Origin of the sequence: Rosistilla ulvae (genome assembly GCF_007741475.1) — a bacterium.
Taxonomy (GTDB): domain Bacteria; phylum Planctomycetota; class Planctomycetia; order Pirellulales; family Pirellulaceae; genus Rosistilla; species Rosistilla ulvae.
The window spans coordinates 5,752,814-5,775,122 of record NZ_CP036261.1; the positions used below are offsets into that span (position 1 = coordinate 5,752,814).

At 58.0% G+C, this 22,309-nt stretch carries 16 protein-coding genes and 1 pseudogene; 12 read left to right on the forward strand and 5 right to left on the reverse strand.

Features of this window, described 5'->3' with window-relative positions:
- The first annotated feature begins 175 nt into the window (after positions 1–175).
- A complete protein-coding gene (gene fliG / locus EC9_RS20330; protein WP_246105795.1) occupies positions 176–1,186 on the forward strand; it encodes a flagellar motor switch protein FliG in 1,011 nt (336 codons plus the stop codon).
- Here fliG and EC9_RS20335 read toward each other — a convergent pair.
- Positions 1,183–2,010, reverse strand: coding sequence for a DUF4974 domain-containing protein (locus EC9_RS20335; RefSeq protein WP_145347955.1), 828 nt, complete (start codon positions 2,008–2,010; stop codon positions 1,183–1,185). The genes fliG and EC9_RS20335 overlap by 4 nt on opposite strands.
- A gap of 479 nt (positions 2,011–2,489) precedes the next feature.
- Here EC9_RS20335 and EC9_RS20340 point away from each other — a divergent pair, with 479 nt between their 5' ends.
- The 4 genes from EC9_RS20340 (at position 2,490) to EC9_RS20355 (ending at position 6,920) form a co-directional block, all read left to right on the forward strand.
- Positions 2,490–3,257: a leucine-rich repeat domain-containing protein gene (locus tag EC9_RS20340; protein WP_145347956.1), complete on the forward strand. Its 768-nt coding sequence runs from the start codon at positions 2,490–2,492 to the stop codon at positions 3,255–3,257.
- 144 nt (positions 3,258–3,401) lie between these two features.
- Positions 3,402–6,089 carry a PVC-type heme-binding CxxCH protein gene (locus EC9_RS20345; RefSeq protein WP_145347957.1) on the forward strand — a complete coding sequence of 896 codons (2,688 nt, stop codon included), beginning with the start codon at positions 3,402–3,404 and terminating at the stop codon, positions 6,087–6,089.
- A gap of 151 nt (positions 6,090–6,240) precedes the next feature.
- Positions 6,241–6,504 carry a hypothetical protein gene (locus EC9_RS20350; RefSeq protein WP_145347958.1) on the forward strand — a complete coding sequence of 88 codons (264 nt, stop codon included), beginning with the start codon at positions 6,241–6,243 and terminating at the stop codon, positions 6,502–6,504.
- Complete coding sequence (locus EC9_RS20355; protein ID WP_145347959.1) at positions 6,501–6,920, forward strand: HNH endonuclease; 420 nt, start codon at positions 6,501–6,503, stop codon at positions 6,918–6,920. The genes EC9_RS20350 and EC9_RS20355 overlap by 4 nt, the downstream gene beginning before the upstream one ends.
- A gap of 26 nt (positions 6,921–6,946) precedes the next feature.
- Here the strand turns inward: EC9_RS20355 and EC9_RS20360 are convergent, their stop codons facing one another.
- A complete protein-coding gene (locus EC9_RS20360; RefSeq protein ID WP_145347960.1) occupies positions 6,947–7,915 on the reverse strand; it encodes an NAD(P)-dependent alcohol dehydrogenase in 969 nt (322 codons plus the stop codon).
- A 277-nt stretch (positions 7,916–8,192) separates the two neighbouring features.
- Here EC9_RS20360 and EC9_RS27380 point away from each other — a divergent pair.
- From EC9_RS27380 to EC9_RS20370, 3 genes and pseudogenes are all read left to right on the forward strand, one after another.
- Positions 8,193–8,465 (forward strand): annotated as a pseudogene (locus EC9_RS27380) (AAA family ATPase); the annotation flags it as partial.
- Between the two features lie 117 nt (positions 8,466–8,582).
- Positions 8,583–9,326: an AAA family ATPase gene (locus EC9_RS20365; protein ID WP_246105796.1), complete on the forward strand. Its 744-nt coding sequence runs from the start codon at positions 8,583–8,585 to the stop codon at positions 9,324–9,326.
- The gene (locus EC9_RS20370) at positions 9,323–9,949 is read left to right on the forward strand and encodes a hypothetical protein (protein ID WP_145347962.1); all 627 of its coding nucleotides are present in this window, start codon (positions 9,323–9,325) and stop codon (positions 9,947–9,949) included. The genes EC9_RS20365 and EC9_RS20370 overlap by 4 nt, the downstream gene beginning before the upstream one ends.
- Before the next feature lie 148 nt (positions 9,950–10,097).
- Here the strand turns inward: EC9_RS20370 and EC9_RS20375 are convergent, their stop codons facing one another.
- Genes EC9_RS20375 through EC9_RS20385 form a run of 3 tightly spaced genes read right to left on the reverse strand, consistent with a single transcriptional unit; the run spans position 10,098 to position 12,279 of the window.
- Positions 10,098–10,823 carry a class I SAM-dependent methyltransferase gene (locus EC9_RS20375; protein ID WP_246105797.1) on the reverse strand — a complete coding sequence of 242 codons (726 nt, stop codon included), beginning with the start codon at positions 10,821–10,823 and terminating at the stop codon, positions 10,098–10,100.
- A 23-nt stretch (positions 10,824–10,846) separates the two neighbouring features.
- Complete coding sequence (locus tag EC9_RS20380; RefSeq protein ID WP_145347963.1) at positions 10,847–11,575, reverse strand: hypothetical protein; 729 nt, start codon at positions 11,573–11,575, stop codon at positions 10,847–10,849.
- Positions 11,572–12,279 carry a PTS sugar transporter subunit IIA gene (locus tag EC9_RS20385; RefSeq protein ID WP_145347964.1) on the reverse strand — a complete coding sequence of 236 codons (708 nt, stop codon included), beginning with the start codon at positions 12,277–12,279 and terminating at the stop codon, positions 11,572–11,574. The genes EC9_RS20380 and EC9_RS20385 overlap by 4 nt, the downstream gene beginning before the upstream one ends.
- 245 nt (positions 12,280–12,524) lie before the next feature.
- On the opposite strand from EC9_RS20385, the gene EC9_RS20390 reads away from it, so the two are divergent.
- The 4 genes from EC9_RS20390 to EC9_RS20405 all read left to right on the forward strand — a co-directional run bounded on the left by EC9_RS20390 (position 12,525) and on the right by EC9_RS20405 (position 22,052).
- Positions 12,525–14,045: a glutamate ligase domain-containing protein gene (locus EC9_RS20390; RefSeq protein WP_145347965.1), complete on the forward strand. Its 1,521-nt coding sequence runs from the start codon at positions 12,525–12,527 to the stop codon at positions 14,043–14,045.
- A 1,077-nt stretch (positions 14,046–15,122) separates the two neighbouring features.
- Complete coding sequence (gene uvrA, locus EC9_RS20395) at positions 15,123–17,957, forward strand: excinuclease ABC subunit UvrA (RefSeq protein WP_145347966.1); 2,835 nt, start codon at positions 15,123–15,125, stop codon at positions 17,955–17,957.
- Positions 17,958–18,120: 163 nt separating this feature from the next.
- Positions 18,121–19,500 carry a DUF1501 domain-containing protein gene (locus EC9_RS20400; protein WP_145122711.1) on the forward strand — a complete coding sequence of 460 codons (1,380 nt, stop codon included), beginning with the start codon at positions 18,121–18,123 and terminating at the stop codon, positions 19,498–19,500.
- A 77-nt stretch (positions 19,501–19,577) separates the two neighbouring features.
- Positions 19,578–22,052, forward strand: a complete 2,475-nt coding sequence (locus EC9_RS20405) for a DUF1553 domain-containing protein (protein WP_145347967.1) — start codon at positions 19,578–19,580, stop codon at positions 22,050–22,052.
- Positions 22,053–22,309 lie beyond the last annotated feature (257 nt).

A 22,309-nucleotide genomic window follows, 5' to 3' on the forward strand; every position in this document is an offset into this window, starting at 1 on the left:
TTCCTCACCTTGCGGGCCTCTCTGAATTGTTCCGACAAAACAATCCGATAATAGAGCGTACGGTGGCTGCACGAACTTTGAGGCGCAGCGGAGAGGTCAGTCGACCAGGCTCATCGCCGTCCAGACGCATCGGTTCACCGCCCGTGGGCAACGGATTGTTTCGAAGGGGAAGACGTTGGAAAAATCGAAGTTCGAAACCAGTTTGCGACGCTGTGCTGTCTTATTGATGAGCCTGTCGACCAAGGCGGCCACGATCGTGATGTCGCGTCTGACGACAGCACAGGTCGAAGCGATCAGTCTAGAGATCGCGCGGATGGAATCGGTCGGCGGGACCGAGCAAGAGGAGGTGATGCATGAGTTTATGGGAACCAAGACCAGCGCGCTGAATGTCAGCTGCGGCGGCTTGAATCTCGCCAAGGAACTAATTCGCCAATCGATGGGGAACGACGCCGATCCGGTAATCCAACGGATCGAACAATCGATCGAACAGAAACCGTTCGCCTTTGTCCGCCGGATCGAACCGCGAAATCTGATCCAGTTTGTTCAAGACGAACATCCGCAGACGATCGCGCTGATCCTGAGCCATCTGCCCGAAGGCTATTGCGCCGAAGTCTTGTCGGGGCTGGATCCCGAAAAGCAGTTGGAGGTGATCCAACGGATCGCTGTCGTGGGAAGCGCCGACACGTTGGCGATGGCCGATCTGGAACGCGGCCTGGAGATGCGATTGGCTAGTTTGGTCAACGGAACCAATCTACATGTCGGCGGCGTCGAACACGTGGCAGGAATCTTGAACGTCTCCGAACGCTCGGTCGAACGGACGATCATGGAAGCGCTGGCCGAAGATGAGCCGGAACTTGTCGACGAGATCCGGCACCTGATGTTCGTCTTCGAAGATATCGCCAAGATGGGCGACAAGGACATCCAGTCGCTGTTAAAGAATGTCGAAGCGAGCAAGTGGGCTTGCGCGTTGAAGGGTTGCAGCGAGCCGTTGGTCAACAAGGTGATGAAGAACATGAGTTCCCGCGCGGCAGACAACCTCCGCGAAGAGATGGGCTTCCTGGGCGCCGTCCGCTTGTCCGATGTCGAAGCGGCGCAGCAAGGGATCGTCGATATGGTCCGCACGCTCGAAGACGCCGGCGAGATCTCGCGACCGACCGGCGAAGAAGAGGAGGAGTTTGTCAGCTAGGGTGTCGGTGCAGGAGATTTCATCTCCATCGCGATCACTTTTTCCTCGGAGCTTGCGGCGATCATGTCCAACAGTTGCTGCAGCTTTCGATGAGTGACGTACGTCGTCGTGACAACAAATGCATTCGCCGAACCCGTTTCGGTTTCGATCAGCCGAATTACGCTGGGGCCGCCAAGTTCCTCCCATGTCCCGGGGGTGACGATCGCGACAATCATCTCGACCGAATTGCGATCTGCCTGCAGCCCGGTCTCCCCCGCCCAATAGATCCGCGTGATCAGCTGCGATTCGGCGGCCTCCACGCTGGTGATGACAAGGTGCTCGTTTGTAATCGTATGCGTCAGGTCGAGGTCACGTAAAATGATCGACAGGGCCCCTTCAAGGCTGGCCTGATCGATCGCCGTGGTTACCGCAATGTCTGCTGTTAGCCCTAGATCTTCCAGCGCGCGACGATCGATGCGAATCGGGATCCCCGCCTTGTCGGCGAGGATCTTGACAACATTTCCAAACGGTTCGTCGTGGAATTTGGCAGGGACGGGGCGGGCCAACGCTTCTTCGATTCTCTCGACCGCCGCAGATCTGCTCCTGGTCTCCGAGTTATCGGCCCGCATCGGCTTCGACGCATTTTGCGACCCGGCAGGCGGTTGAGCAACGGTTGTGAAGGGGACTTGTTTCTGAAACGGATCGGGGGCATTCCTCGAAGGCGGTACCTCAGATGGGCTGGTGCTTGGGCGGATCGCTGGTTTCGATTGAGCCAGGCCGACGTCTGCCAAGGCGGCGATCATAAAGCCGGCGACAGCCAGTCGGACGATTGATACTGATTTCATAGCCAGGAACTCCTACGTGACAAGGAAGAGGGGGCACCGCCGGAGCAGGTTTGCGTTTAGCTACGGGGTGGGGTATCGCTTCCCCCTAACGCGATATGCTAGAGGCTCCGCTAGGCATGTACATCAGCACATGTTCGCCACTCCCGGTACACGCAAAATTCTGAAAATTTTACGGAATGTGGAAACACTGGGATTCGCCATGCGTTACGCGTTTAGGAGTCCAAGGGATCTTCTTGGTACAGGTAATACAATCGTGATCGTTGGAACAACATTTGGTTGCCCCCCTCCTTTTGTCAAGGAATGCTATGTATTCCCGAACATCGATCTTTTGTCAACTTAATTTAGATACTTCGAATGGGGGAAACCTGTATCACCCTCGTTCATCCCTGTTTTTTCTGCTTCTTTAAACCTATCTGGGCGGCCCGCGAACGGAAGATGATTTTGCGATGTCTCCGCTCCCCCGAATGTGAGGGTATTCAATGGTTCAAGCTTACAGTCCCACTCGTTTTTCGATTCCTTCTTGGCCTGCCTGGGTGCAGATGATTGTCGCCTGTTTTGCCGGATCGCTGGCGGGGGGATATATGGCCGCAAAGGTTGCTGTTTCGCGGAGCGATGAATCGATTCGCCAGCAGATGGAGATGCGATCGATCGATCGTTTTGTCTCTTTAGGGGGCGAAGTACTGCGCGACGGCGACAAATTGAGCTCCGTGGGGATGCCAGTACTGCAAGGGCTCGGGTTCTACACGATTCGCTCGGCCAACGATGTCCGCCAGGCGATTTTGTATGGCGGAACGCTGCCGGGAATTACACAGTTGCACTTTGCACCGTTTGGTGTGAACCGCGTCGGCGCCGGGGTTACCGATGGCGACGTCTTGCGTTTTGCCAACCGGAACTTCAAAAATGTCGAATACCTCGACCTTTCCAACTGCCGTATCGAGGACGCTTCGGTGATCCAACCGATGGTCAACCTGAAGCGATTGCGGCTGGCCAACAACCCACTGACGAAAAATGGTGTCGAGTCGTTGAACTTGTTGGATTCGGTTGTCGAGTTGTGGATTGGTTGGCCCGATCGAACGATTAGCCCCGACAGCATGTACCGCAGCGCCGAGCTGCGAAAGACGCTCGTTAAAGCGTTGACCGAGATGGACAAGCTGCAGAAGGTGCATCTGTATGATGACATACAACTGACGCAGTCTGAAAAGACTCAGTTAGGTCAACTGGAGTTGGTCAAAGCCTATATGAATTAGCCGACAGCCGGCGGGCAGATCGTAGACGTCGCCGACAAGTTTGTGGATAATAAGCCGCACACAAACACGAGGATTCCGCCGGAATCCTCGCCACTGCGAGACTTACCCCACCTGTCTGTACTATCCATCGAGAGGATCCCCCGCATGAGATTGTCGTTGTTAATAATCGTCTTGGTGTCCGCACTCTCCGCCTCTGCGGCGGAGGTCAAGCTGGAGAAGGGGGATCACATCTGCCTGATCGGCAACGAGTTGGGCGAGCGGATGCAGCACCATAATTATTGGGAATCGCTGCTGCACCAAAGCTTCCCCCAGCACGAACTGACCGTTCGCAACCTCTGCTTCCCCGGCGATGAGCCGATGGATCGGATCCGTTCGAAGAACTTTGGCGATCCCGATTCGCATCTGACCCACAGCAAAGCGTCGGTCGTGATGATGTTCTTCGGTTTCAACGAATCGTTTGCCGGTGAAGAGGGACTGGCGGAGTTCACCGACCAGATGACTCAATTGGTCAACGAGACCAAGGCGAAGGACTACAGCGGCAACGGGGCGCCAAAGATCATCCTCGTTTCGCCGATCGCGTTCGAGAAGACCGGCGACAAGAACCTTCCCGACGGCAGCCAGCACAATCCGCGGTTGGAGATGTACACCGCGGCCTTAGCCGATGTTGCGAAGCAGACCGAGGTGGGATTTGTCGATCTGTTTCATCCGTCGCAAAAACTGTTCGAATCGCACGACGAAAGGCTCACGCTCAACGGTTCGCATCTAAACGAAAAGGGCTACCAAGCGTTGGCTCCCGCGTTTGTCAGCGCGATGGGAGGCAGCGATGCCGCCGAGATCAAACCCGAACTGAAGGCGGAAGTCGACGACAAGAACTTTCATTGGTGGCACCGCTATCGCGCCGTCAACGGATTTTCGATCTACGGCGACCGCGGTTTGGCGGGCCAAGACGGCACGCGAACCTACAACAATCGCGACGTCATGGAACGCGAGCGGGCAATCCTGGATCAGATGACCGCCAACCGAGATGCTCGGATCTGGGCGATCGCTCAGGGCGGCAGCGTCCCTGCGGAAGTCGACGACAGCAACACGCTGCCGTTTATCAACGTGACGACTAATGTTGGTGGCGCCGACGATGTAAACAAGAAGCGGGGCAAGTTGGGATCGTTGGATTACCACACCGCCGCCGAACAGCAGAAGATGTTCGAATTGGCTGATGGGCTGCAGATCGAACTGTTCGCCTCCGAAGAACAGTTCCCCGAACTTGCCAATCCGGTCTCGTTGCAGTTCGACAACAAGGGGCGACTGTGGGTCTCGACGATGGCCTCGTATCCGCACTGGCAACCCAAGAGCAAACTGGACGACAAGCTGCTGATCTTGGAAGATGTCGATAACGACGGCAAGGCGGACGAGTGCAAGGTCTTTGCCGGCGGCTTGCACCAGCCGACTGGATTCGAGCTGGGCAAGGGAGGCGCTTTTATCGCCCAACAGCCTGACATTTTGTTCGCTCAAGATCTCGATGGTGATGATGCCGCCGACACCGTGATTCGCAAACTGGCGGGCTTCTGTTCGGCCGACTCGCACCACGGCATCTCCGCATTCGAATGGGGCCCCGGTGGGAACCTCTACTTCGAAGAGGGAACCTTTAAATACTCGCAGGTCGAAAGTCCTTATGGCCTGAATCGTTTGCACGAAGGGGGCATTTGGCAATATCACCCCGTGACCGAGCGGTTTGGTGTGCACGTTAGCGTCGCCTTCTCGAACCCTTGGGGACACGTCTTCGACCGCTGGGGCCAGAACTTCATCGGCGATGCGTCCCCCGGCTTCAGCTACTGGGCTGCACCGATTTCGGGCAAGATTCAATACCCGATGAAACACCCTGGCGGATCGCAGCATCGCCGCGTGGCGAAACTGGAAACCAGCGACGGAATCGCCGGTGGCGATCCCAAGTTCGCGCTGCCGACGCTGTATCCAAAGCGAACGCGTCCGCTGGGCGGATGTGCGATGATCTCCAGCCGTCACTTTCCCGATGAATGGCAGGGCAACTTCCTTGTCACCAACTGCATCGGCGATCGAGCGGTTTTGAATCACAAGATCACCGAAGACGGTTCGGGTTTTGTCGGCGTTGAAGTCGAAAAAATCGTCGAAGGCAAAGATGGCAACTTCCGCCCCGTCGACTTGCAGATCGCCCCCGATGGCTCGCTGTACATCGTCGATTGGCACAATGCGTTGATCGGACACCTGCAGCACAACCTGCGTGATCCAAGCCGCGACCACAGCCATGGCCGAATCTGGCGGATCACGCACAAGACGCGTCCGTTGGTCGAACCGGCGAATATCGCGGGCCAGCCGATTGCGGCGCTGTTGGATCTGCTGAAGCTGCCCGAAGATCGCACTCGCTATCGCGTGCGACGTGAACTAGCCGAGCAGGATCCAGCCGAGGTCGTTGCGGCGGTAAACGAGTGGACCAAAAACTTGGACCCATCGGACGCCGACTACGATCACCATCTGACCGAAGCGTTGTGGGTTTGCCAAACGCATCATGCGATCCAGACCGAACTGTTGGGCCAAGTCTTGAACGCCAAGGACCACCGTGCGAGAGCCGCTGCGACACGCGTCGTTTCGTTCTGGGCCGATGATCTCGACAGCCCGATCGAATTGTTGACCCCACGGATCAACGACGAACATCCACGCGTCCGCTTGGAAGCGGTCCGAGCGCTCAGTTTCCTCAGTGGCGATGAAGCTGCCGAACTGGCATTGGAAGTACTGAACCACGACGTCGACGATGCGTTGCAGTACACGTTGGAAGAAACGCTGCGTCAGTTGGAACAATAACCGACGCAGCCGTTGCATGCAGAAAACGCGTGACCCGAAGGGCCACGCGTTTTTTTATGCCCACAGCCACCGGCAAATAGCGGCCGTGCTCTCTGCAATTTGTCGCAACTGCATTTCCCTTGAACGCTCTAGTTCGTGATAGAATGGGTGCATGTCTCAATCAATCGAAACCTATGACGACGCCATTCTCTCGAATCTCAGCGGAACCCTGTCGCCTCAGGCGGCCGAAGGTATTTTGTCCCTCGGCTTCTCCGAGGATCAGCGTCGGGTGATGAGGCTGCTGGCGGAGAAAGCTCGTGCGGGTGAGCTCACCGAAGAGGAACGCGAGCAGGCGACAAGTTTTGAGCGGATCAGCAGTCTGCTTGGAATTCTTCAGTCGCGTGCACGTGTCGCTTTGCGGAACGCCGGGACATGAGTCTCTCGGTCGCTTTGCGGCAGACGATCTGGGAGCGTGCGGGTAACTGTTGCGAGTACTGCCAAATGCCGCAGGACTACGATCCGGCGACATTTGAAGTCGACCATATTGTTCCGGGGAAGATGGGGGGCGAATCGGTCGAAGAGAACCTTGCCCTGGCTTGTTTTAAGTGCAACAACCACAAGGGTCCCAACATCGCGGGTATTGATCCGGTGGATGGCTCAAAAGCGTTCTTGTTCGACCCGCGAAATGACAACTGGAGTCAACACTTTATTTGGGATGGACCGCTCCTCCTTGGCCTGACCTCAAAGGGGAGGACAACGGTTGCCCTGCTGCAAATAAATGTTGGTCACCGCGTTTCGCATCGTCGCCAACTGATCACCGAAGGCGTTTTTCCATTGAGCAAGAAATCGTAACTTCGATTCCCATCGAAGCGAGCGATTCAATTGGCATCAAACGTCAGCATGACGTTGCCGCACTTTTCGCCGGTCAGGACGTAACCGAAGGCGTCGCGGATTTCTTCCAGCGGATATTGGCGGTCGATCAGTGGGGCAAACTTTCCCTCGGTCAGCAATGCGCTTATCTGCTGCATGCTGGCAGCGATGTTGGTTGGCAATGGGAAGCGAACGACTTTGCCCCGCAGGCACGGAGTCATCAAGGCGAGCAGCGGGTTCTGGCAGCCCCAGCCGAGTTCCGAAGAGATGTAGACGCCGCGGGGTAGCAGTAGGTGTCGGCAACGACCAAAGCTACTCTTGCCAACCGCATCGAGCACCGCGTGAAATCGGGTGCTGGTTTCACGGAAGTCTTCGCGCTCATAATCGATGATCTCGTCGGGATTGAGCGTCTCGACTCGCGGGATATTGGGAGTGCCGCAGACCGCAGTGACGATCACGCCTTTGTTCTTTAGCAGTTGGACGACCGCCGATCCGATCGCTCCCGAGGCGCCGTTGACCAGCACGCGGTCCCCTTGGTGTACCTGCAAGCGTTTGACGAAGTTGGCTGCGTAGTGAGCCGCTTCGAGACTCGCTGCCGCATCGTCGAACGAAACTCCAGCTGGCATCTTCGCGACGTTCTCGCGTCGGCCGGCGACCAGATACTCCGCGTGCGAACTGAGCCCTTCGTCGTGAAAACCCCAGACGCGGTCTCCGATCTCAAATTCATCGACCTCCGCTCCAACGGCAACGACTTCGCCGGCAAAGTCGGTTCCGGTTGTCGCTCGCTTTGGATGGATCCAACCGGTCATCGGTCGCATGATGAACGGCTTCGCCATCAAGACGGCGCAGTCGGTGCGATTAACCGTTGTCGCGTGGACGCGAACCAGCACTTGATCGGGCCCGCAATTGGGACGATCAATCGCACGAATCTCCAAGACCTCCGGCGGTCCATAACTGTGGCGTACTGCCGCTCTCATCGGTTCTGGCATGGTTCTTAACAGAGAGATGGTTCAGTCCTGTGTCGCATCATATTATTTTCTCGCGGAAGCGTTTTCGGGCGACATTATGCGTGCAGCGGCCCTCCGTTTCCAGGTGCGGCCCTGCATGCACAGTGATAAGATGCTCGTCGGTCGCGTGCTTTTAAGCACTTGTTCGATACAAACCAGCGTCGAAGATGCTTTCACGGCGGTGTACAATCACGTTGTGAAGTGCTTCCAGTTGAAGTCAACGCTACAAACCTAAAAAGTCGTTTTAATGCTTACTCGAATTCGCGTTCAAAATTTTAAAGCGATCGCCGACGCGGAACTCTCGTTGTCGCCGCTGCATTTGCTGATAGGCCCCAACGATTCGGGCAAAACCAGTTTTCTGGAAGCAATCGCTGCCATTTCGCGAAGTCTTGATCATACGCTCGCGACCACCTTTCTTGGTCGCTGGACATCGCGCCAACTTGTCCACTCGGACTCGGCAGAGAGGAAGGTGGCCTTCGAGGCCGATGTTGATGGCAGCGTCGATGGGACATATAGAATCGTTTGCGATTTCCCAGATCAGAACCGCAGAGTGACTTTGGCGGAGGCGAACTTGGGAGGGCAGTCAGTAGTGCTGGGCGATGAAACGTTGACTGGTTTTCACGATCGTGGTCTCGCCATGAAAAAGGAAAATTTTCCGCTTTGTGAACGACTCGCCGACGCGATTAGTCCCTGTTGGTATCTTCGTTGGTCGGCGAGGAACCTGTCGTTGCCTGCAACGCTTTCTCCAAAGCGACACCTGCGGTTGGCGGGCAATGGATTTGGTTTACCAACGATGCTGGATGATTTGCTGGGCGAAAGCCGTGAGCGATTTGGTGAGTTGGAACGAAAGTTCTGTGCTCAGTTTTCCGGTGTGAAGGGCCTGCAGCTCAAACAGGAGCAGGCATTCGACAGTCCGGTCGATGATCCCGAGCAAACGTTGACGCTCAAGCCGGGCAACGGCAAGCAACTCTATTTTTTGCTTGAAAATGGATCGGAAATCCCAGCTCCTCAAGCTGCAGAAGGGATGCTTTATACTTTGGCTTATTTGGCGATTGCGTACCTGCCCAAACCTCCCAAGATTTTGTTAGTCGAAGAACCCGAAAACGGAATCCATCCCGGACGGGTTCGGGAAATCGTACGCCTGCTTCGACAAATGACCGAAAACGATCCAAAGATCCAAGTAATCATGACCAGCCACTCGCCGTATCTCGTCGACGAGATGCAACCACATGAGGTCACCTGGTGTCGCCGCGAGAATGGTCGCGTTACGACACAGCGGTTGGACGCAAATGAACTGGTGCAACAGCAAAAGGATTTGTTCGAGCTTGGTGAAATTTGGTCGAACTATTTGGACACATCATCGGAGTTGGCACCCCAGTGATTTCAACACGTTCATTGGATGCTGCGGTCCAACGAAGGATCTGGGTGATCTGTGAAGGCAAACATGAACAAAGCGGCGCACTGGAGTGCTTGATTCGACGAATCATGCCTGCGGCGACTGCGTGTGAATTTGTTTTTGAGTCTTGGAAAAATCCGCGAGGAGTGAAGCGAAGGTTTCGGGCGTCGCCAAAAGGTGATGGCGTTTTCAAAAAGTTGATTGCGGCGTTGATCGATGCGAGTGAGCTTCAATACGATGGCGTCGTTTGTGTGATTGATTGTGACCGCGACCCTGGCAGAGTTCAGTCGGTGGATCGTGCTCAATACGACGAAACATTTGCTATGGCGCGTGCCTTTGGTGTCGCGATTGAAACTTTCGATGCATGTTTTTTGGCGGATGAAAAATCTCTATCATCGACCTTGCGATGCAACGTCGACATGCAGAAGGACCCTGAATCCAATCGCGATGCAAAGCAAACGGTAAGAGATCTTCGGGATGCGAGCGGTATCGATTTAGGGCTTGCCGAATGTTATGCCAACCTGGCAGAGGTCGCCGATTTGTCAATTATGGCTCAGCGATGTCCCAAAGGATTTGCGGTTTGGAGAAAGCGAGTCGAGCAGCTCTGATCAAATCTGCGATCTCTGCGCCGCGCTACACCGTTCATTTATCTCTTCCCCACAGTAGGATGAGCGTCCTGACGCTCCGCTTCAAACGCGAAAATCGTACGCGCTAAGTTAGTCAGCTCCAGAGGCGATGACCGGACATTTCCATCTGCTACCGCGTGCAGCGATAGACAAATGCAGGAGGCAGGTTGCGCCAGACGGTTGGGCTGTATTCGACGGTCGAGAAGTAATCGCCCAGGCGTCGCTTGAAGCGTTGGCCGGCGGGCAACAGCAAGCCTTGCCAGTAGGCGAACGTGGCGAATTGGCCCCCCGGCCGCAGTACCTGCATCATCGCGTCGATGCACTCCCGCTGCAGCGTATCGGGGAACGAAGCCCAAGGCAGTCCGCAGACGATCGCATCGACTTGTTCGATGCCGCGAGCTTGGCACAGCGCGACAACGTTGGCGACGCTCTCTTCGACAACGTCCACGTCGGGCAACTTCTGCTGGACGATTGCGACCAATTCGGGATCGCGTTCGATCGCGAAGAACTTGGCGTCGGGATGCAGTTTCTGGACGACATGTTTTGTGAAGACGCCGGTCCCCGGTCCATATTCGACGACGCCGCGAGCCGATTCCCAATCGAACCAGTCGACCATCGTTTGGGCGAGTTGTTCGGAACTGGGGGCGATCGCGCCAACCGCTCCCGGCTGACGCAGGAACGATTTTACGAATTGCAGCGAATTGTTTCCCAACAGATCGGTCCGTTGCTTGAAGAAAGGAGGTGGGGCGTCGAGCGGCCGCGCTTCGCAGCTGCTGCCGAAATGATAACTCCCCATCGCCTCCTCGGCGACCGCACTGGCCGCGGCCGCGTTCCTGCCGGTTCCTGGCAAAACCATAACGCTTCGCGGCACCAATGTGTTTACGCGGTTGCGGCGCGGCGATTCAAGCTGTCGAGGATGCCATCGAGATCCAGCGGCTTGCTGTGCAGCGATTCAAAGCCGGACGCTTGCAGGGCATGCCACGTCTCGACCCGCGGGCTGCTGACCAGCCAGTGATGTCGAGCGGTTCCGGCGTGAGCGGCAACGGCGGCGGCTTGAGCTTGCCAGTCGTCGAGCGTCGCGATCACCGAATCGTCCCACAACAGATCGCTGTACGGACCGGCGACCGCTAATTGCTGCGGCGCGACGGCGACACAGGGGATGTTGGCATGACGCAGCGAATCGACAACTCCCGCCCCGATCCAACGGCTGCGGCTGACGATCCCGATGTAACCCGATGTTGCCGGTGCCGATGGGAGTGCTTGGGAATCAAGGCCGCTCCACGCGACCAATTGGAAACTCCAGCGGTGCCAGTAGATGCGTTGGCAATGGGGCCAGGGAGTTCCGGTCCGTTGCTCCCCTTCGCACAAACTGCCCAACAGCGTGGCGTAACTGGCCAGCGGATATTGTTGTTGCAGTGCGCTAAACGTTGCGGCGGGCAGCGGTTGTCGGTCGGCTCGCGCGATCACGATCCGCGGGATCGATCTCGCGACGGGGTGCTCAATTGCGGCATCGATTGAATCGCGATGTTCGCATTGGCCCGACTGGCTGGCCCAGGTCCACGCATCTCGAAATTCGGGATGTTGGTTGTCGCCGATCCACAGCATCATACTTCGTCGATCCGTTCTTCGACGTCGAGGATCGCTTGCCGCGCCGAAGCGGCATCGGGAGCTTCTCGCAATTGCCCGAGGAAGATCTCGTCGGTGAGCATTCGGCTGATCCGAGACAGAATTCGCAGGTGAACGCGATCGTCGTAAGAGGCCAGCAGGAAGAAGACGTCGGTCAATTGGCCTGTATCGGAGAAGGGAAGCGGTTGCGAAGTGCGGCCCAAGGCGACGACTGAATCGGCCAGGATCGAGGTTTGCGGACGCCGCGGGTGCAACAACGCGACGCCGCAGTCGAGCGCCGTCGGATGCAACTCTTCACGCGCTTTGACAGCTTCGGCCATCGCGGCGGGATCCCAAAGCATTCCGCCGCGGGCTGCGAGGGCGGACATCGAACGAATCACCGAGCCTTTGGTGCGAGCCTGCAAGGGAACTTCGATCACATCCAGCGAACAGAAGCTCGCGATCGCGATGTCGTTATCGATATTGTCGGCCCGCGATAAAACCGCGTCGACCTTGTCCAATTGTTCCAGATCGCTGGCCCCGATCTGTTGTTCGAGCCAATGGTGGACCTCGGCTTCGGAGAAGATCCACCCTCCGCTCACACGGCGTCCCGGCAGACGGCCTCGTTGTGCCATCTTGTTAACTTGATCGGGCGTCAGGTGCAGGTAAGCGGCCAGTCCAGCTACATCAAAATTTTCTTCAGACATCTGCTAGCATTTCGCTGTAAGTCGTTACGCGGTCGAGGGATTGGGGTTGCATTGTCGTGTGATCGACAATTATTGTCCAGTGAACCGTCTCGATTCGGGTTGACGAACCGGTGCGGATGTAAAGAATCAATTCGACCCAGGACTTTGGATCGGGACATCGGAAGCCCCGCAAACGACGGATCGTTTGACTTCCGGTAGCGCGATCTTCACAAAACGTCCAACTTATCTAGGCAAGGAGGCCGACGATGGATGTGGCGAAGCGAATCGGTTCCCAAGATGTCAGTTTGCGTCAGCTGTTCCCCGCAGCACGCATGATCTCGACCCCCGACATGACCGTGCGACGGTGTTCGGCCGACGCATCGGATTGCTCTCCCGGCGACGTGTTTGTCGCCGGCATCGACGATACCCCCGCCGACGAAGCTGCGGCTGAAGCGGTTGCCGGCGGTGCGATCGGAATCATCACCGAACAATTGTTGCCCGTGTCGGTCCCGCAGTGCATCGTCGCCGACGCACGCCAGGCTTACGCTCATTTGGTTTCTGAACTGGCGGGCAAGCCCTCTCAACAAATGCTCTCGATCGGCGTCGCCGGAATCGATGGCAAGACCAGCACGACCTTGATGGTTGCCGCGGCGCTGCGGAAGTCGGGGCTGCGAGTTGCTTACAATTGCGACTTGGGACGCAGCGATGGGATCATCCAAGATGTTCCTCGCCGTCGACTGTCCGACGCGCAAGACCTGACCGATTGGTACGCCGACGCGTCCGACTCGGGATGCCAAGTTGCCGTCGTCGAATTGTCCGAAGCGATGCTTCGCAGCCACGCTGCCGATGGCACTTCGTTCGACATCATGATCTTGTCGGGCGATTCGGATCACGCCTACCTGAAGAGCGCTCAAGGCGGTTCGCTGTTCAACGAAGCGATCAGCCACGTCCGCTCCAAGGGACTGGTGATCCTTAATGAAAGCAACGCCGTCGCGGCTCAGGCTGCTGAATCTTCCGACCTTTCGATCCTGACCTACGGCACGTCGCAGGAAGCCGATGTGGTTGGACGGATCATGGAACGGCACGCTGGCGAAACGACGTTTCTGATCACCGCCGGCGATACCACCGCTGCGGTTCGATCGCGGATGACGGGCGATTGGATGTTCCATCACCAATTGGCTGCCGCCGCAACGGCACTGGTGATGGATTTCCCGTTGGAGACCGTTGCCGCTGGGCTATCGGCGATGGAAAAAATTCCTGGCCGGATGCAACGCGTTGCTTCGTACACCGGTCCGCAGATCGTGTTGGACGATGCGGACTGTCCCGAACGCGTGATGGCGACGATCAACACACTTCGCAAAGAGCTGCCGCGTCGCGGTAAGATCTGGTGCATCGCCGCTTGCGATCATCGTCGGACCGCAACCCACGCGGCCAACTTGGGTTACATCACCGAACGATGCAGCGATCATTTGGTGCTGACATCCGGCGTGTCGGGCACCGACGAATTCCTGTCGCTTGTTCACGAGATGCTCGACGGCGTCGTCGACCCCGCGAAGCCTCAGTTGATCGCCAATCGTGAAGCTGCCATTCAGTGGACGATCAACAAGGCGACTCCAAACGATCTGGTCGTGATCCTTGGCGGATGGTGTCCCGATTCGCCGCGAACGATCCGAGTTGCGATTGACGCCGACACGAAACTGGCTGAGCAGGCGCTGGAACGCGTCGAAGCGATCGACGATTCGGAGCCAGTCATCCTGCCGCACCCTGCCCTCTTGGCATCGATGTAAATCGGCAGTCTTTCATTTGGTCCGCGTAGCATCGTCTCGCGGACGGCCCTCTCCGAAAAAATCGCTCGGCGCTCGGTTTTCGACCCTCCCTGCGTTGCCGGGCGGGTGAAGTAGCGCGTCCTTCACCCTCCACCAAACGCAGTTTGAGGTGGAGGGTCGAACGAGCGCAGCTACGTTCGGGGAGGCTTTGCGTGAGGTAGGTTTTACTAGTTTGACTCACGGATGGCCCTCCCCGAAAAACATCGCTAAACGCTCGTTTTTCGACCCTCCCAGCGTCGCCGGGCGGGTGAAGTTGCACGTCCTTCACCCTCCACCAAACGCAGTTTGAGGTGGAGGGTCGAACGAGCGCAGCTACGTTCGGGGAGGCTTTGCGTGAGGTAGGTTTTACTAGTTTGACTCACGGATGGCCCTCCCCGAAAAACATCGCTAAACGCTCGTTTTTCGACCCTCCCAGCGTCGCCGGGCGGGTGAAGTTGCACGTCCTTCACCCTCCACCAAACGCAGTTTGAGGTGGAGGGTCGAACGAGCGTAGCTACGTTCGGGGAGGCTTTGCGTGAGGTTGTTTTTACGAGTTTGACTCACGGACAGCCCTCCCCGAAAAACATCGCTCGGCGCTCGTTTTCCGACCCTCCCGGCGTTGCCGGGCGGGTGAAGTAGCGCGTCCTTCACCCTCCACCATACGCAGTTTGAAGTGGAGGGTCGAACGAGCGCAGCTACGTTCGGGGAGGCTTTGCGTGAGGTAGGTTTTACTAGTTCTCGACTCGCGAACGGCCCTCTCCGAAAAACTCGCTCGGCGCTCGTTTTTCGCCCCTCCCGGCGTTGCCGGGCGGGTGAAGTTGGAATCATTGGCTCCGTTGACGCGGGTGGCTTTGGGGCGTGTGTCGACGGGCGCGGGCGTAAGTCGGTTTCCACGCATGCATCGTGTTTTGCTCGGTAACCGCGGCTAGAAACCAACGATTCAGCGATGGAATTGCACGACCCCCGCGATTTTCATCCCGCTCGTTGAACGCTACAGTGGAAGGTTCATCTCTCTTTAATTGACAAGCCTCTTCGAATCTTGAACCACTGGACGCGGAATTGAATCAACGGAGTATTCGGCTGCGCGGAGTCCGCGTTCACAACTTGCGCGATGTCGACGTCGACGTCCCTCATCATCAGCTGGTCGTGTTTTGTGGCGTCAGCGGCAGCGGCAAGACTAGCTTGGCCCTCGATACGCTTTATGCCGAGGGGCAGCGACGCTACATCGAGAGCTTCTCGGCGTATACGCGTCAGTTCCTGCAGCGGTTGGATCGACCCGATTGCGAATCGATCGAAGGCATTCCTCCGGCGATCGCCGTCACTCGCGGTGGGGCTTCGCGTTCCAACCGCAGCACGATCGGAACGGCTACTGAAACTGCCGACTACCTGCGGTTGCTGTTCGCTAAGGTAGCCGATCTGACTTGTCTGAACTGTGGCCAACCGGTTCGCAGCGACGATCCCCAATCGGCGGCGAACCAGTTGGCGGCGACCGAGCCGGCGGCCCGCGCGATGCTCGGTTTTCCATTGCTGTTGGAATCGAAGCTGCATGCGGTCGATGAGCTCTCCTATCTGCAGCAGCAGGGCTTCCTGCGACTGATCGTCGGCGATCGGACGTTCAATCTCGGCGATGAATCGCGCGGCGAATTGGCCGAGGCGATCGGCGATGGAGCCGAAGCGATCGTGATCGTCGATCGCTTGAAAACGTCGGACGCAGCCGGACGTTTGACCGAATCGATGGAGACGGCGTTTGCCGAAGGGGCCGGCCAAGCGGTGGCGCTGATCGAATCCGCTGAGGGCGAGACAGTTGTCGACGGCAAGTCGTGGACGGTGATGAAGTGGAGTCGCCAGCGGAAGTGTGAAACGTGCCAGATCACCTATCCCGATCCCGAGCCGCGGTTGTTCAATTTCAATAACCCTTTGGGAGCGTGTCCGGCGTGCGAAGGGTTCGGCGATATCGTCGATGTCGATATGGATTTGGTCGTTCCCGATCGGTCGAAGACGCTCCGCGAAGGGGCGATCCAACCGTGGAACACGCCTTCGTATCAGCATGAATTGGAAGAGTTGTTGGCGTTGGCCGATGATTACGATCTGCCGGTCGACGTTCCCTTTTCGCGGCTGACCAAAAAACAGCGGCGGCTGATCGACGAAGGAGTTCCCGAGCGGGAGTTCGGTGGGCTGAATGGCTTCTTCGCCTGGTTGGAACGCAAAAAGTACAAGATGCATATCCGCGTCTTCTTGAGCCGTTGGCGAAGCTATCGCCGGTGCACGACTTGCAACGGACAGCGACTGAAGGATGAAGTGCTTGCCTATCGCGTCGGCGGCAAGAACATCGCCCAGGTCTGCGCGATGGAAGTCGATGCGATCGCGCAGTTCTTCGCCGACGTGAAGCTTGCCGATCGGGAGGCGGAGATCGCGGACGATGTCTTGCACCAGGTCCGCAATCGGCTGGGCTATCTGCAATCGGTCGGGCTGGGCTATCTGCAGCTGGATCGCACGCTGCGAACGCTCTCCGGCGGCGAAGCCCAACGCGTCGCGTTGACCAGCGCTCTTGGATCCAGCTTGGTCAACATGCTTTACGTTCTGGATGAACCGACGGCGGGACTGCATCCGGCCGACGTTCCCAGCTTGATTGAATCGATCGTGCGGCTGCGCGATCGAGGCAACACCGTGGCGGTCGTCGAACATAATGAAGCGGTCATTGCGGCGGCGGATCGGTTGATCGAAGTCGGCCCAGGGGCGGGAGCTTCCGGTGGCGAGATCGTCTTCGAGGGGACCGCCGACGAGATGGTCGAGACGCAGGGAAGCCTGACGGGCGATTACCTGTCGGGCCGCCGAGGGATGTTGTCGTTGCAACGCGATCGGCTGCAGCCGCGAGGGTGGCTGAAACTGACGGGGGCCAGCGGAAACAATCTGCAATCGATCGACGTCGATTTCCCGTTGGGCGTGCTGTGCGTGGTGACGGGCGTTTCGGGGAGCGGCAAGAGTAGTCTGGTTCACGATACGTTGTACGGAGCGATCTGCCGGCGCAAGAAAAAGTCGGGCGCAACCAGTCTGCCTTACACGGATCTGGTGGGCGATGGGCAACTGGAAGACGTGTTGTTAGTCGATCAGTCGCCGATCAGCCGCAGCCCGCGCAGCAATCCGGTGACGTATGTCAAAGCGTTCGATTCGATTCGCAAGGTGTTCGCCGATACGTTGGAGGCGCGGACTCGCAATTTTGGCGCCGGCCACTTCAGTTTTAATTCCGCCGCCGGCCGCTGCGAGGCGTGCGAAGGGGATGGGATGCTGCAGATCGACATGCAGTTCCTGGCCGACATCTACATGCAATGTCCCGAGTGCAAAGGGACGCGTTATCGCGACGAGATCTTGAAGATCCGCTACCGCGATCGAAACATCGCCGACGTGTTGAAGATGACAGTTCGCCAAGCGGTCTCGTTCTTCCGCGGCTACGACAAGGTGCAAGAGAAGTTGAAGCGGTTGACCGACGTGGGGCTCGATTACCTTCAGTTGGGCCAGCCGGCCAATACGCTCAGCAGCGGCGAAGCGCAGCGGCTAAAACTGGCAGCCTTCTTAAGTGCCGCTCAGCGACGCCGGACGCTGTTCCTGATGGACGAACCGACCACGGGGCTGCATGTGGCCGACATCGTCAAGCTGTTGGGCTGCTTCGACGCGCTGCTTGCCGACGGGCATTCGTTGATCGTCGTCGAACACAATCTGCGGCTGATCAAGGCGTCGGACTATATCATCGATATGGGCCCCGGAGCGGCGGGCAATGGCGGTCGCGTGGTCGCGGCGGGCGAACCCGAGGTGGTCAAAGAGGTTGCGGAATCGGCGACCGGCCAGATTTTGAAGCGAGCGATCGAAGCGGATCTCGCCGCGAGTGAGCCGGAATGAGCCAATAAACTTTGCGGGCTCTACCGGATCGGCTAACATGGATGCAGCGAAATATTGGGGGGCTGATTTGCCAGTCCAGCAAGACTGGTGGGCGCCTGCCTGCCTTTGGCTAGTTTTATCAGCAGCCGACCGCAGGCAGCGAGCGAATGAGGAATCATCGACGATGTTAGATCTGATTGGACGCGGCAAAGCCCAGACATGCAACGGAACAACTCGGCGAGATTTTCTGCAGGTCGGCACCCTGGGGATGTTGGGCTTGGGCTTGCCGAGCTACGTCGCGGCACGCGAGGCGGGAAAAGTCGACCCCGCCAAAGATGATCACAGTTGCATCATGATCTTCAACCTCGGAGCGCCCAGCCAATTGGACACCTTCGATATGAAGCCCGATGCGCCGGCGGAGGTTCGCGGTCCGTTTAAGCCGATCTCGACGGCGAGCGGCGAGTTTCAGATCTCCGAGATCCTTCCGCAGCACGCCAAGATCGCCGACAAGTTTTCCCTGGTGCGTTCCTGTTTCCATCGCGGCGCGGCGGTGCACGATGCCGGTTGGCAGATGATGCAGACCGGGCGATTGTTCACCGGCGGCGTGAACTACCCGCACGCCGGCGCCGTCGTCGATTATCTACGCGGCCGCCGCAGCGATCTGCCGGCTCACGTCGTGCTGCCCGAAACGATGGGCCGCGGCGGTGGGAATCTGCCCAACGGCCAAGCGGGCGGCTTTCTCGGCAAACGCTACGATCCGTTTGCGTTGATGGCCGATCCGTCTCAGCCAAACTTCCAGGTTCCCGATTTGTTGCCTCCCGATTCGATCGGCCAAGCTCGGATCGATCGCCGTCGCAAGATGCGCGAGATCGTCGAACAGACGATGACGAATTTCGAATCGAGCGAGACGGCTCAACTGTTGGACGGCAGCTTTGAATCGGCGTACCGGATGATGACCAGTCCCGAAGCTCGCAACGCATTCGATCTGGCGAAAGAGCCGATGAAGGTTCGCGAGCGGTACGGCATGAATCGCTTTGGCCAGTGCTGTCTGCTGGCGCGGCGATTGATCGAAGGGGGCGTGCGGTTTGTTACGATCAACACCTTCCTGACCGTCTTCAACGAGATCACTTGGGATACCCACGGCAGCAAGCCGTTCACGAGCATCGAAGGGATGCGGGACATCGTCGCCCCGATGTACGATCAAGGTTATTCGGCGTTGATCGAAGATCTGGCCGACCGCGGGATGATCGATTCGACCCTTGTCGCGTGCCTTGCTGAATTTGGACGGACACCGAAAGTGAATCCGGCCGGCGGTCGCGATCACTGGCCGCAGTGCTTCACCACCTATTTCGCTGGCGGCGGCGTGCAAGGCGGCCGCGCGATCGGGGCCAGCGATCCCAATGGGGCGGTGCCGGCGGAGCGTCCCGCGGGGGCTGACGAAGTGGTGGCGACGATTTTCCACAGCCTCGGGTTGGATTTGGATACCGAGTTGCCCGGTCCGGCGGGACGGCCTTTCCCGCTGGTGAATTTTGGTGCGCGAGAAATTCACGAACTGTTTTCATGATCCGTCGTCCTTCGTACGTTGCGTCCTCACGCCCCCAGCGCCTCTCCGTTTCCCACCTTCGGCTCCGCTTCACCATCATGCAACGTATCGCTCTTCTGCTGACCGCCGCTCTTGCGTTCGCGCCGGCTGCTTTCGCCCAAACGACGCTGCGCATCCTGCCTGAAAAAATCGAACTGACCGGCCAGGAGGCATCGCAGCGTTTCCTGGTCCAACAGATCGTCGACGGCCGTGTTGCGGGGCAGAGCACCGGCGGAGTCGACCTGAAACCGAAGACCGATGGGATCGTTCGTGTCGCCGATGGGCGAGTCGTCGCGGTGGGGGAAGGGCAGACCGAATTGATCGCGACCGATGCGGCGGGCAACACGGCAACGGCGATGGTGATCGTTCGCTTGGCCGACGTTCCGCAAACGATTCGGTTCGCCAGCGATGTGCAAGCCGTGTTGGCCAAAGCGTCTTGCAACAGCGGCGCGTGCCATGGCGCATTGGCGGGCAAAGGTGGCTTTCGGTTGTCGTTGTTGGGGTATGACAGCCATGGCGACTACTTCAATATCTCGCAGCAGTTGCGCGGTCGCCGGATCGAGCTAGCCGATCCCGCGCGCAGCCTGATCGTTGCCAAACCGAGCGTGATGATTCCGCATAAGGGAGGCGTCCGGTTGCCGAAGGAGTCCGCCGATTACAAGCTGCTGCTGGATTGGATCTCTGCCGGGGCGCCGGGGCCATCCGACGAAGATCCCTCGCTCGCGAAGATCGAAGTCCTGCCTAAAGCGGTTCGGTTGGCAAAGGGAGACACACAGCAATTGGTTGTCCGTGCGCACTACAGCAACGGCCGAATCAAAGACGTCACGCAGTGGGTTCGTTGGTCGAGCACCAACGACGCGGCAGCACGCGTCGACGACCAAGGATTGGTAACGGTGACGGGGCCGGGCGTGGGTGCGATCACCGCTTGGTTTGCCAGTCAGATCGTGATCGCCAACGTGACCGTTCCGTATGCTCAAGAGGTGAGCGAGGCGCAGTTTGCAAAGCTGCAGCCGCGGAACTTCATCGATCGCGAGGTGCTGAAACAACTGAAACAGTTGAACATTCCGCCCAGCGATCGGGCCGGTGAGAGCGAATTTCTGCGCCGCGCTTATTTAGACACGATCGGACGACTGCCGTCGATCGACGAGACCCAGTCGTATCTGGCGGATGATTCGCCCGACAAGCGAGATCAATTGATCGAGCAGTTGTTGGTGCAGCCCGAATTCGTCGATTACTGGAGCTACCGTTGGTCGGACATCCTGTTGGTCAACGGATCGAAATTGCGGCCCAAGGCTGTCGAATCGTTTTACAAATGGATCCGCAGCCATGTCGAAGCGGGAACGCCTTGGGATGTGTTTGTCCGCGAGATCTTGACCTCCCGCGGGTCGTCGTTCGAAAACGGAGCGACCAACTTTTTTGCGAATCACCAGACGCCCGAAGAGATGACCGAAAACGCCAGTCAGGCGTTCCTCGGTTTGTCGATCGCGTGCGCCAAGTGCCACAATCACCCGTTGGAAAAGTGGACCAACGATCAATATTATGCGATGGCGAACCTGTTCGCTCGCGTGCGCGCCAAGGGCTGGGGCGGAGACAGCCGCAACGGCGACGGCAATCGGACGCTGGTCGTGCTGGATCGGGGCGATCTGATCCAACCATTGACCGGCAAACCTCAACCGCCGGCGCCGCTGGACGCGCCGCCGATGGAGATCGATGATCCGGCCGACCGCCGCGAATACCTAGCCGCTTGGCTGACGGCGCCCGAAAATCCCTACTTCGCCCGTTCGATCACCAACCGCGTCTGGGCCAACTTCTTCGGTGTCGGACTGGTGGAATCGGTCGACGACATGCGTGTCAGCAACCCCGCATCGAACGAAGCTTTGTTGGCTGCGGCGTCGCAACATTTGATCGACAGCGGATTCGATTTGAAATCGCTGATGCGAACGATTCTGCAATCGGAGACCTATCAACGGAGCAGTCAATCGCTGCCGGAAAACGCTGCGGAAAAGCGGTTCTACTCGCACTATTACCCGCGTCGTTTGATGGCGGAGGTGTTGTTGGATGCGATCTCCGACGTGACCGATGCGCCGACGGAGTTCACGCAGATCTCGTTCCCCGGTGCCGACATGCAGAAGACCGATCTGTATCCCAAGGGGACGCGGGCGTTGCAGTTATATGATTCCGCAGTCGCCAGCTATTTTCTGCAAACGTTTGGTCGCAACACCCGCGACATCACGTGTGAATGCGAGCGCAGCGACGAACCGAGCGTGGTCCAGGTGTTGCATCTGAGCAACGGAGACACGATCAATCAGAAGTTGGCCGCCAAAGAGAATCGATTGACGCGTTGGATCGCCGACGGATTGGACGATGGGACGATCATCGATCAGGTCTTTCTAGCCGCCTTGTCGCGGCAACCGAACGCCCAAGAGCGCGAAGCGCTGCTCGCGTCGCTGCAACGAGAAGAGGACCGCCGCCAAGCGTTGGAAGATCTCGTCTGGGGTGTGCTCAGCAGCAGCGAATTTCTGTTGGCGCATTAGTCGGTGCACCGACCGAAAGTGTCGTAGCGGAACTCGACAACGGCCTGTTGATTTAATCAGCCGTTTGGGCGTTAGCCCCGGTTCAAGCACCGCTAAACCGGGGCTAACGCCCAAACGGCTAATTCAAAACGTTCGCATGCGATTAAATCAACAGGCCGACAAGAGTTTCGGGAGGTACCCGGTTTGTAGATCGAAAGTCTTGGCGACTTCCGCTACCGCGTTTCACCCCATTGGCCGCAAATCGTTTAACCGCGTGC